Origin of the sequence: Pseudoalteromonas sp. NEC-BIFX-2020_002 (assembly GCF_013002825.1) — a bacterium.
Lineage (GTDB): Bacteria > Pseudomonadota > Gammaproteobacteria > Enterobacterales > Alteromonadaceae > Pseudoalteromonas > Pseudoalteromonas neustonica.
Genome location: NZ_JABEPJ010000011.1, coordinates 121,211 through 133,752 on the forward strand (window position 1 = coordinate 121,211; position 12,542 = coordinate 133,752).

Consider the following 12,542-nt stretch of genomic DNA (forward strand, 5'->3'; position numbering starts at 1 on the left):
CGTCCTTCGGGTTTACTTTTATTGGTACCAAACCATAGCCGAGTTCCTATTATGGTTCAATTGTTTAGTGTAAGTCATGGGTACCTCTGATTTCATGTTTTTATAGGTGAATGTTTTATAGGGGGATGTTTTTATAAAAGCACATAGAGTGAGTTTTGCTATCTTTTTAAAAGTAAAATACTAGGGCGTGTTGACCTTTGTGGATTGAAATTTGTTCGATCTAGGGGCGATTTAATCGCGGCGCGAGGTTTGTAACCTAGCGGGCTAAGTAAAAACCGAGCAAAGCTTCCGCGTCCTGCTCACGCCCCTTACCTACATCCGTGTAGGTAACAAAGAGTTAATCGCCCCTAGGAAGAACCCTTTGGGCAGCGCATGTTTGGCATTTATACTGCGTTATCGCCTATTTATGGGGAACAACCACACACCATAGGCGCTGCCTTGCCTAAATACCAAACATACTGCTGCAAAATCAATCACGAAAGGTCAACACCCCCTAGCAACAAAATAACTTAAACTCGGAACTTTAATTGGCATCTATACCCACACTAAGCGCATAACCGTGCTTATTAAATATACTGTTATTTTTGAGTGTTGAAATTCAATCTTACTTCCTTTGTTGGTTATGATCATCTACAGTGGGTTGTTCGTAATGTTCTTTATACCCTAATTTGTACAACCCATGTTTAAGGAGTTTTTATGAGTAACAGCGAAGACTATACACCACCCACAGTATGGCAATGGGATGCTGACAATGGCGGCGAGTGGGCTAAAACCAATCGCCCTATTGCTGGAGCAACCCACCAACAAGAGTTACCCGTAGGTGAGCACCCTCTACAGCTGTATTCTCTAGCAACCCCTAATGGTCAAAAAGTTACCATTATGCTCGAAGAGTTATTAGAGCTTGGTTTAACTGATGCAGAGTACGATGCGTTTTTAATTAAAATTGGCGAAGGTGACCAGTTTGGTTCTGGGTTTGTAAGTGTGAACCCTAATTCAAAAATTCCTGCTCTTATGGATCACACCACAACTCCTAGCACACGCGTGTTTGAGTCTGGGGCTATTTTGCAGTATTTGGCTGAAAAGTTTGATGCACTCGTGCCGAGCGATCACACCAGTAAAGCTGAATGTCGTAATTGGCTATTTTGGCAAATGGGATCTGCGCCCTACTTAGGCGGTGGTTTTGGCCACTTTTACGCGTACGCACCGCATAAAATGCAATACCCTATTGACCGTTTTACTATGGAAGTTAAGCGCCAGTTAGATGTGTTAAATCGCCATTTAAGCGATCACGATTATATGGCTGGTAGCGAGTATTCTATTGCCGATATTGCGATTTGGCCTTGGTATGGCTCTTTGGTATTGGGCAATTTATATGACGCTGCTGAATTTTTAGATGTTGAGTCATACACACATGTAATGCGCTGGGCTAAACAAATTGAACGCCGCCCAGCAGTTAAACGTGGCCGCCGAGTTAACCGTGTATGGGGGCCCGATGAGGAGCAACTCGCACAGCGCCATAGTAAAGATGACTTTTAGTAGAGTGTAGCTAATACCCATACAATGCGCTTGAGCTCAATAAGCCACGCGCATTTACGCTATATACCCAAACCACCTCAAGATGCAGTTTCAGTTGGAGTTAAAAGCAATTTAGGCAAGGCATTGATTGCAAATAATGGTTGTTCCCTTGTTAAAATCATTCCCTTATAAAAGTAACGCAGTATAAATCGCTTTTAAACCAACCCGTTGGGCGTTTCACAGGCGCTTACTCTCATCGTTGTTACTTTTTAAAAGGGACGGCCATTGTTGCAAAGTAACGCCTTGATATTAAACACCTGTGAAACGCTGAAGTCTGCATATTGAGGTGGCTTGGGTATACTCTAAACAGTGTGCGCATCAATTGATGCGTTTTTTACTTGTATCATCAGTATTACCCGCCCTAAAAGCGCACTAATTGTAGCCATAAACGCCATGCTATTGGTGATCGGTACACCATGAGGTTAATGCGCTTTGAGTTACTAACATTTATAAGCAAAGATAAATTAACATCTTCAAACAATTACTTACAAAACATTTGTTGTACCAAACCGTGCTTTTGTTAGCATTTAAGGCCAAAGCTTAAACACAATAATTACAATACGTTTACAAGGAATTGAAAATGCTTAAAACAACGGCTGCTTTAACACTACTCGCCTTTAGCCCATTATTACTTGCAAGCCAGCAGCTTGTGATTAAAACCACAGAACAATTAATAACGACTGACTCTCCAGTGCTTTTTGCCTACAACTCGGAACAGAATCAATTAGCCAAAATTGATATTGAAAACACTGAAAACTATGCGCTAACAGTACCCGATAACGCGCTTGGTTTTGACGTTGCAAAACTTGCGAATACATCGCACCCGCAAGCACTTATTTTAACTGCCGATGGCGTATATATTAGCCAAAAAGAACACAGCACATTGTTATTCAAATATACCTCAGTTTTAAATCGATTAACCAGTGATAAGCTTAATAAGGTTAGCTTTGTTGTTGATGTAAATCTTGATGGCCTGAGTGATATTTTACTGCCCGATATTGAAACCAGTACGGTTTACATTCAAGATCAGCTTGGTAAATTTACCCCTCATACCTTTAAAAAAGAGTCCTTGTTTAATGGTCAGTTTAACGACAACCATTTAACTCTTGATATTGATATAAGCACCGCCCCTACAACGATTGATATAAACCGCGATGGCTATGTTGATTTAGTGTTTAAAAACGCACAAAGTGCCCGTGTTTTATTTGCCACAGAGCAAGGCTTTGCAAGTAAGGTTACGCCACTGACATTACCAGTAAGCATTGGTAAAATGGATGACGGCAGCAAAGTAACAATCAATCATTTTGCTGATATAAATCACGACAGCTATTTAGACTTTATTATTGCCAAAATGCCTAAAACGAAAGGCATGGATACGCTTGATGCGACAGTCACTCGTAGCCTTTATTTAGGCCAAGCGGATGGTAGCTTTAGCAACCCTATAAGCTTACCGAACACCAGCGCCATGGGTGAGTTAATATTTGAACATGATTTAGATAACGATGGTTTAATTGACTTACAGCGGTTAGATGTTGATTTTGGCTTTGGGACCATTGCCTCGATGGCTATGGGCGGCGGTGATACCGACGTAGATATTGAGTTTTCATTTTTTAAACAGTTAAATACAGGTAACTTTTCAGAGAAACCAAACGCAGACTTCGAAGTTGAAGCCCCGCTTTCTATGTCAAATTCAGGCCCTGTAGAGCCTCTTAAATTAGCCGATATAAACGGCGACGGGTACATTGATGCGGTTTATAGATACAATAAAAAAACCTTAGGCATTTATTACGGTGAGCAAAACAACTTGTTTGCTTCAAAACGTAAAAAAATCAAACACGCGTTACCAACACACCCAAGAGATATTTTATTGGTTGATTTAAATAACGACTCTAAACACGATTTTGTATTTAAATTTACTGAAGAAGATGGCACCAGTAAAATAACCACTCTGATAAGTAAGTAGCTTATATACCCAAATCACCTCAAGATACAGAATTCAGCGTTTCAAAGGGGCTTAATATCAAGACGTTACTTTGTAAGAATGGCCGTCCCTTTTAAAAAGTAACAACGCATAGAGTAAGTACCTGTGAAATGCCCTGCGGGTTGGTTTAAAAGCGATTTATACTGCGTTACTTTTATAAGAGATTGATTTATAACAAGGGAATAACCATTCTCTGCAATGCCTAAATCGCTTTTAACGCCAACTGAAACTGCATCTTGAGGTGGCTTGGGTATAGATATGCAGCAAAGTGCATAAACGCACTTTGCTGTAACGTGAACTTAAATTACACGCATCACTAAATTGCTTTAAAAGTTAATATTTAACTTAATGTAGCCTCTTCTACCAAGTAAATCATACGTCATCACATCTGTATTAGCGTCGTTCCATGAGGTTAAAAAGGGAGCTTTTTTATCAAAGATGTTGTCTATACCCATGCTGATAGATGTATCTTGAGTTATAAAATAACGCCCTTGAACATCACTGTAGGTAACACTTTCAACCGCGCGGCCAATTGGCCCACCGCCATTTACATCACGCGCACCACCAATGTAACGCATAGCATAATGTGCTGACCACGCATCCGCTTTTACAGTGATCCCTAAATTAGCGCGCCATTTTGTATAACTGCCTTGGTCCTCAGTAATGTAGCCTAACAGGCTTTGCGTTGCTTGCCCTGCAAAAGGCGTGTTTTCATGCTTGAGTAACCGCGTGGCATCTAACTCAAACTGGCTGCTTAAACCAAAAATATTGGCGGTGTAACGTGTATTAAAATCAACCCCACTAACCGTTTCAAACGCAGCATTGACTGGGCGCTGACTCAATGAATTTATTTGCCCCGTTACGGCGTGGCGTGTAAAAGTATTACAGTAAGCGCTGTAAAGCGCTGGGTTGGTGTAACACAACTTCAAGGTGTCAGAGCCATTAACCGAGGTAATAGCGTCTTTTACGTCTATATCAAAGTAATCGAGTGTAGTCGATAACCCGTCAATAAAGTGCGGCTGCCAAACTAGACCTAGTGTAAGTGTGTCTGCCGATTCAGGTTTTACATCTGGGTTTCCACCGACTGAAGTTCGTACCGTTGTGCCATCTTGTGCAAAATCAGTAGGGAGCCCGGCGGCTAAACAATTAACCGCAATTGCGCCAGTTGCGTTTTCACAGGGATCGATAGTGCGAAGGTTCTCCGCATTTGTGCCACCAAATAACTCGGTTATCACCGGCGTTCTAAATGCTGTTGATTTAACACCACGAAGCATTAAGTCATCCGCAACTTGCCATGTAAGCCCGAGCTTATAAGTCAATTTATTGCCAAAGGTACTGTAGTCTGAGTAGCGTGTTGCTAAGTTTGCTTCAAGGCTTTCAAACAATGGGATGGCAAGTTCAATAAAAGCTTCATTTACATCATAGTCACCATTAATGCTGTCTTCTCCACCATTGGCAAGAACCGTTGAATCAGGATTTCGCCAGCCGCTTTCTTCACGTCTTTCAAGCCCAGCGGCAAAGGCCAGTGTACCTGCGGGTAACTCAGTGATGTCACCCGATAAGTTAAATGCCAATGATTTTAATTGGTTGCCACCATTGCCTTCACGGCGATACTTTACGTAATCAATCACTTCATTACTTAATTCACCAACACCAAACCAGTCGCCACACGGAATGGCAGCACCAGGAGTATAACTGCATACTGTATCATCTAGCGTTTGTGCGACCTTGGCTTTATCTTGATCAAACGTCCAGCCGTCAGTGCCAGTGTTACGCCCATAGTTATAAGCAACTTCCCACTGCCAATCATTTGCTAATGTGCCATCAAACCCAATAACAATACGCGCTGTGTTTGTTTCTTGAAAAAAATACGGCGCACCAAGCTCTACATTACGCCTACGAGTTAGCTCTAAGTCTTGCCCTGTTGGGTTATAAGCAAACTCTTTAGAGACCTTAATACCGCTAATACTGCGTGGTGTCACTATTTGCTCTGATTGGCGATTACTGTATTGCGCTTCTGTAAAAAAGTTTATGTTACTTGTCAGTTGGTAATTGAGGTTAGTCGATAGGTTAATACGTTGGCTTGGGTTTACTGCATTTAAATAAGGGATCCACGTAAAACCGTGTTTTGCTATATCATACGCTTCAAAACTATTACCATCGCCTTGCGGGTCTTGATTAAATTGCACACTGCGACCATCAGCCAGTAGTGCTCGCCCACCAGCGGTTGTTGCACTGCCAAAACAATTTAATTGGCTACTGCCATCTGTATTTACTTTCTCATTTTTAGCGCAGTCTATACGGTCTGACTGCCTTACTGCCTCGGTATTTATATAGCTCGCACTAAAAACAAAATGGCCGCGATCAAACTCACCGCCTACATTAAAGCTAATTTCTTGGCTTTGCCCGTCACCTTCATCCCCAGCGCCTAACTTTGCAGTAAATTCAGCACCATCTAATTGCGTTTTAGTGATGATATTAACCACACCGGCAACAGCGTCAGCGCCATAAATGGCAGATGCGCCATCTTTTAGTACTTCTACGCGTTCAATAATTGAGGTTGGGATCATATTTAAATCAACCGCACTATTGGCTCCCGTGCCACCGTTTACAATTCGTCGCCCATTTAATAATACTAGCGTGCGTTTAATCCCCATACCGCGCAAGTTTATCTGTGCCGATCCATATCCTCCACTTGTCCAATAGGCATTGGTCGCATTACCCGCAACGCCCGCTGAAAACGACATGCGTTGCAATAAATCTTCAACATTTACAATGCCTGTTTGAGCAATTTGTGTTGCGTCAATCACGGTTACAGGACTGGCTGTTTCAAAATCAGTGCGTTTGATGTGTGAGCCGGTCACATTAATGCGCTCAATATTATCGGTCATTTCATTTGCTAAAGTATGCGATGTGGCTAATGCGGTAGCGATGGCACAAAAGGCCATAGGGTTATTCATGTGTACTGCCTATTAAAAATTTTATTATTAAAAATAGGAGCTTATGATATAGACTTTGCTGTTTTTGAAAATGCGACAAATTGTCGCACTATAGGAACAAGCAACCCGTTATTTGCCCGTAATTAACTGGTTACTAATTGGTATTATACTTTTACACTCAGCAATGAATCACTTTGGCTTAAACCGAACTTTTCTTGCACGGACGCTAAAATTGATTCTTTATCGTCATCATTAAGTTGATCTGAATAATTTGCGAGCAATTCATCTAAATAACTAACCACTTCGTCAGTGTTAACTTGTTCAAAGCCTCCTTGTGGCGCAGGCCCCGGTGGTCGCCCTCCTTCTGGGCGACCCATTTCACCAACTAGAGCCGCATCAAAACCGGCTTCGGCCATCAACGACTCCATTTCTTTGCCTGGCTGAATACCTGCATCCTTAAACGTCGCAACTATCGTCTGTGCATCTTCAGCGGTTAACTTTTCAGGATCAAATCCAGATAAAGTGTCATTCACCAATTGAGTTTGCTCACTCGAAAGTGATTGAGCCTTTGGACGTTGCATAGGCTCAAAATTAGTACTTGAAGAAATATTACTGATCATAATTAATCTCCTTTACGCTGACGCTGAGGGGGTTTATGATTTTTAAATTCTTGTTTTGAAATTTCACCATTTTTATCAGCGTCAATTTCATCAAAAATCATTTGAATATCATCCGCACCCGGAGGGCGTTTTTGAGCACTAAACTCATTAAAGTCAACACCACCACTGCCATCACTATCAATGGTTGAGAAATCAGGACGAGGTGGTGGCTTGCCCTCTTTTTTAGCGGCAACTTGCGCTGTAAAAGTGACACATAAAACAGTGAGTAATGCGATTGCACTTAACGATTTCATAATTCAACCTCTTGCATAGTAGGGTCAGTGAGTCTCTTTATAAGAACTCAAGTTAACTACATACAAGCGTATTATTAAAAAACGCAAACAATGTGCAACAAATAAGGAAGTTAGGGTTTTACAAAACGATAACCCACGCCGTAAACAGATTGAATAACACTATCATGCTTGCATACTTCATCGAGTTTTTTTCGTAACTTTTTAATATGGCTGTCAATGGTACGAAAACTCACAATACGCTGATCGGCATACATATTATTCATTAAACTTTCACGATTAAAAATACGGTTAGGTTTATCAAATAACGGTTTAAATAACTGAAACTCAACACTGGTCAGCGTTACTGTTCGCCCTTTGTATTGCACACTAAAAGTGTTTTCATCTAAAAGCATGTCGGTGATTTGCTGTGGCTTTACAAGCTCACTGCGCCTCAATAACGCTTTAACCCGCGCAACGACTTCCGCATAACTAAAGGGTTTGCATACATAATCATCCGCTCCCAGCTCTAAACCCAATAGACGGTCTATTTCTTCCACTTTGGCTGACACCATCATTATGGGCACTGACGAGCACTGTCTAATTGCTTTACATAATTCAATACCACTGATGCCTGGTAGCATCACATCAAGCAAAATAACACTGGGGTGGTTGTCTTTAAGCCAAGGAAGAACATCATTACCATGATGAATTTGATGAGTCTCAAAATGTTGACTAAGTAAAAAATCACTCATTAAATTAGCGAGCTTCACTTCGTCTTCTACAATTAATATTTTGGGGGGCATTGGGACGGTCACTAATTTATGTCTCCACGGGTAAGCTAATAATAATACCTAAACCGCCTAACGGCGAATTGATAGCTGTGATCTCACCTTGATGAGACTGCACAATGTGCTGACATAGCGATAAACCTAAACCAGAACCTCCTTGTTGACGGTTGCGAGCATCATCTACGCGGTATAAGTATTCAAATAAATGGCTAAGATGCTGATCGTCAACACCAACCCCATTGTCTGTTATTTTTATCTCAACGTAATCTTGATTTAAGCGCTGCGTCATTTGCACTGTTAGCTGAATAGCTGAGCACTGTGCGTAGTGTACTGCATTCATTAAAATATTATCAAAAAGCTGCATTAAGCGTGTTTTGTCTGCCAATAATGTTATTTTATGGCTATGAATTTTTATTACAAATTCGATATTATGTTGATTAAAAATAACAACGTACTTTTGCTCAACTGAACGAAATAGTTCATCCATTAATAATGGCTGCATATTAAAATGCATACCACCGAGCTCTGCACTATTGAGCATATGCAAATCATCTATTAATCTTTTTAGGTGCAATGCTTCATCGTTGGCTGAACTAATATTCTTTACGGTTAGCGGCCTCACTCCTAATAGCATTGCTTCAAGTTCACCCATTAAAATGGTGATTGGCGTACGTAATTCATGTGAAGTGTTTGCCAGCCAACGTTTACGGGCTTCTTCGTTGCGTGCCAAAGTAAGTGCTAACGTATTGTAATCTTCACTTAACTGGCCTAATTCATCATGGCGATCCAGCTCTAATTTATACTGATAGTCCCCCTGACTAAGGTGATGCATTCCTTGTGCAATTTGCTTTACTGGGCCTACTAAATGACGTGCTAATAAAAAGGTAATTAATAGCGTAAATAATAGTGCTGCCAATGCGATTAGCCATAGGTAAGTAGTTTGCTGCTCTAAAAAGTCGAGTTCGTAGCCATCTATCAGTCCTTTTCGCTTAGAAACAGCAATGAAACCAACCACTGTATCAGCGTCGTAGATTGAAATATTTCGATACGTTAAATCTGCTTTATATAACCCTGCAATGACCTGTTTATTATTATCCAGTAACGCATAGTGCGCTTCATGACCGGGTGGTAATCGTAGTTCACCGGCAAAAGAAGGATCCATAGGTGGGCGATGCTCCCCACGAGGTTTTGGCATAAACCCAGGCCGCTGAGAGGCTTTATTGATCTGATCTGGTGTTCTTGAAGGCAAAAACTGACTTTCTTTTAATTGCTTTCTGATCAAGTGAAAAAAGCGGTGATTTTCCCCTTCAAAGTTTTTCCATGATGATGTTTTTTGGTATTCACGCGCTAGTTGACTAGCCAATGGCTGCAATGCTTTAACTTCTTTAGCGTTGACATAATCAACCATGCCTTGGCCAATACTCCACTGCATAACTAAAACTAATCCGGTAATTAAAATAAAGCTAAAACTAAATAAAATTAAAAATAACTTATTATGTATTTTCATCAATATCGCTTATTAAAAAGGAAGGTGTCCGTACCTTTTAGGAAATAAAATGCTTACTGACTTGGCGTTAATACGCTATGAATAGGAAAACTTTCAAATTTGTAAGTCACTAACTCTTTAGTTTGGTCATTAATATACAAGGTGGCCAGAATTTTTTTATCTTGCACAGCCCAATATACCCATGATTATTTAGTGTCACTGAAATAGCATTGACCCCGGCATACACCACGTAACTGGGCACTTTGAATGTACTGAGCCATCATGATTTAACATATCGGCTAAACAACTGGTATAAAAGTGATGATGGTATTCGCCATTTGCTGCACGCCCGCCACATATATCAACATCGTATTGCTCTGCGATAGGTGTAGCGTATACCATACATTTTGGCCATAACTCATGCATCGCCACAGTTAAAAATACTGGTGCCATTGACCATTAAACCAACTGCGCCTAAACCTGTTTCGCACACGCTTTCATTTCTACATCTGTAACTTGAGGTCATTGTTTTTCAGCTTCAAACTTTTTTTAAATTCAATACTTACGAATTCACGAAGCACCCTTTCATCAGCGTCCTCTTCAAATAAATCAGAAATAACCCCCTTGAATTTCATCTGGCGTATCAAAACCGCCCCAAACATGAGTCTTAATAATATCTAATATATATTGATTCACTTCATTCATGTTATTTCCCTTTAACAAAATAAATACAGGCGTAGTTATTGATAGTTTGTTAGAACGCTAATCTTTATACTTGAATTCAAGAACTAATAACGTCTTCTCAAAGCTCACTTTCAACTTTTTAAGATGATAGATTACACTTTATATACTCGGCCGATTTAATTCAAATATACTCTGCGTTGTGGCAAAATAATCTCCGCCTAATTTACCAACGGCATTCAAAGCTATAGGGTTGATATAACCGTCAGTTAATACACGCTCATCAATGTAAATTCCCACAATGTCTAATAGCATCATTTGTCCGCCGCTGGGCTCTTTTGAAATAGAGATTACTTCACGTAGCGTACACTCATAACGTACTTTGGCAGCTTTTACACTTAATGGCTGCACATATTTACTAGTCTCTGAGGTAATACCAGCCGCTTCAAACTCACTCACATTTGTTGGGTAATTTGCGCAACTTTGATTCATTTTTTCAACAAGTTTATGGCTAACAATATTCACCACACATTGCTTAGTGGCTAATAGATTACTTAGGGTGTCTTTATTACTTTTATCACTGGGGTTTACTTGTGTCACACTTAACACTGGCGGGTTAACACTGGCGACAGTAAAAAATGAATATGGAGCAATATTGTCAACTCCAGTTTCACTTACCGTACTTATCCACGCAATCGGCCGTGGCGTGATCCCGCCAACCAGCTTACTGTAAACACTTTTTTGCTCTAATGGATCAGTTAAATCAAAATACACCATCACCTCTTTAAAAATTAAATTTAACGTACTAATAAACGTGTTTTTACTTTGTTACGTATTGAACTCAAAGTAAATAAAAATGACTGTATTGGCACATTATTTTATGACACATTCTTTATATTGGTTTACCCATGATTTGCGGCTCAACGACAATCAGCTATTAAAATTAGCCTGCGAGCAAAAGACACCATTGAGTTTTGTGTACTGCGTTGACCCTAAATGGTTCAAAACCACCCGCTTTTCCAGCCAAACTATGGGCAAATACAGGTGGCAATTTTTAGTGAGCGCTTTGCGTGATTTAGACGCCCAACTTAAAAGCTATGGGCAGCATTTAGTGGTTTATCATCAACCGGCTTATGAGGTTATTAGTCATTACTACCATCATCACAATGTGCGAACGCTTTATTGTAGTGAGCAAATTGGTTTTAATGAACGACAGTCACTATCTGCTATTGGTAACATATTTGATGACCTAAAAATAAACCAAGCAAATACTTTTACTTTATATGATGAACATCAACTGCCATTTTCAGGTAATGACCTCCCCGCAACATTTAGCAAATTTCGTAAAATAATAGAACATCACGAACCACAAATTCTTGCGCCAATTAATACCCCAACGTATTTGCCGCCGCCACTCATTGCCCCAATGCCATGGCCTAAGACATTACCAGAGATAAAAAAGTGGGCTGTATCTTCACAATTTATTGGCGGTGAGCAAGCTGCTATGGAGCACTTAAACCACTATTTTACTGGGGATGCTGCATCGAATTACAAGCAAACCCGTAATGCACTTGATGGGGTAGAAAATTCGACTAAATTTTCGCTATGGTTAGCTAATGGCAATCTATCTGTACGCCTAATTATTGCTGCGTTACACGATTACGAACAAAAACATGGCGCCAACGACTCCACCTATTGGATTTTCTTTGAGCTACTTTGGCGTGAATATTTTCAGCTTTACAGCGTGTGCTACGGTAAAAAACTATTTTCATTTAAAGGCATTGGCAGCAAAAAACCGTTAACTAGCTTTTATTCACAACGGTTTAAACAATGGTGTCTAGGCACCACGCCCTACCCTATTGTCAATGCGTGCATGAAACAGCTTAACCAAACGGGTTATATGTCTAACCGAGGTCGCCAGTTGGTAGCAAGTTGCCTTGTGCATGAGCTTAATCTAGATTGGCGTTTTGGAGCCGCTTACTTTGAACAACAACTAATTGATTATGATGTAGCGGCAAATTGGGGCAACTGGCAGTACTTAGCTGGGGTTGGCGCAGACCCACGTGCTGGGCGTCATTTTAATTTAGCTAAACAAACGCAAATGTACGACCCTCACAATACCTTTATTAATCATTGGCGAGGAAATAATGTACAAAGCTTAGATTCTTCAGATGCCGCCGACTGGCCACTAAGTAGTTAA

General features: G+C 40.5%; 9 protein-coding genes and 1 pseudogene. 3 read left to right on the top strand and 7 right to left on the bottom strand.

Annotated features, from left to right (window positions below):
- Window positions 1-696 precede the first annotated feature (696 nt).
- Together yghU and HJP15_RS13610 are read left to right on the top strand one after the other, a co-directional pair.
- Window positions 697-1,536, top strand: a complete 840-nt coding sequence (yghU, locus tag HJP15_RS13605) for a glutathione-dependent disulfide-bond oxidoreductase (RefSeq protein WP_054205084.1) — start codon at window positions 697-699, stop codon at window positions 1,534-1,536.
- A gap of 619 nt (window positions 1,537-2,155) precedes the next feature.
- Window positions 2,156-3,538 (top strand): FG-GAP repeat domain-containing protein, encoded by a 1,383-nt coding sequence (locus HJP15_RS13610; protein ID WP_170173990.1) that lies wholly within the window; start codon window positions 2,156-2,158, stop codon window positions 3,536-3,538.
- Window positions 3,539-3,882: 344 nt separating this feature from the next.
- Here the strand turns inward: HJP15_RS13610 and HJP15_RS13615 are convergent, their stop codons facing one another.
- The 7 genes and pseudogenes from HJP15_RS13615 to HJP15_RS13645 all read right to left on the bottom strand — a co-directional run bounded on the left by HJP15_RS13615 (window position 3,883) and on the right by HJP15_RS13645 (window position 11,116).
- Entirely contained in the window at window positions 3,883-6,516 is a 2,634-nt protein-coding gene (locus tag HJP15_RS13615) for a TonB-dependent receptor plug domain-containing protein (RefSeq protein ID WP_170173991.1), read from the bottom strand.
- 143 nt (window positions 6,517-6,659) lie between these two features.
- Window positions 6,660-7,115, bottom strand: a complete 456-nt coding sequence (locus HJP15_RS13620) for a hypothetical protein (protein ID WP_054453265.1) — start codon at window positions 7,113-7,115, stop codon at window positions 6,660-6,662.
- A gap of 2 nt (window positions 7,116-7,117) precedes the next feature.
- Window positions 7,118-7,408, bottom strand: coding sequence for an EF-hand domain-containing protein (locus HJP15_RS13625; RefSeq protein WP_054453263.1), 291 nt, complete (start codon window positions 7,406-7,408; stop codon window positions 7,118-7,120).
- 110 nt (window positions 7,409-7,518) lie between these two features.
- Entirely contained in the window at window positions 7,519-8,190 is a 672-nt protein-coding gene (locus tag HJP15_RS13630; RefSeq protein ID WP_170173992.1) for a response regulator, read from the bottom strand.
- A 16-nt stretch (window positions 8,191-8,206) separates the two neighbouring features.
- Window positions 8,207-9,682 (bottom strand): ATP-binding protein, encoded by a 1,476-nt coding sequence (locus HJP15_RS13635; RefSeq protein WP_054453259.1) that lies wholly within the window; start codon window positions 9,680-9,682, stop codon window positions 8,207-8,209.
- 243 nt (window positions 9,683-9,925) lie between these two features.
- Window positions 9,926-10,151 (bottom strand): annotated as a pseudogene (locus HJP15_RS13640) (YHYH protein); the annotation flags it as partial.
- Window positions 10,152-10,504: 353 nt separating this feature from the next.
- A complete protein-coding gene (locus HJP15_RS13645; protein ID WP_054205197.1) occupies window positions 10,505-11,116 on the bottom strand; it encodes a flavin reductase family protein in 612 nt (203 codons plus the stop codon).
- A 106-nt stretch (window positions 11,117-11,222) separates the two neighbouring features.
- Here HJP15_RS13645 and HJP15_RS13650 point away from each other — a divergent pair, with 106 nt between their 5' ends.
- Window positions 11,223-12,542 carry a DASH family cryptochrome gene (locus tag HJP15_RS13650; RefSeq protein WP_170173993.1) on the top strand — a complete coding sequence of 440 codons (1,320 nt, stop codon included), beginning with the start codon at window positions 11,223-11,225 and terminating at the stop codon, window positions 12,540-12,542.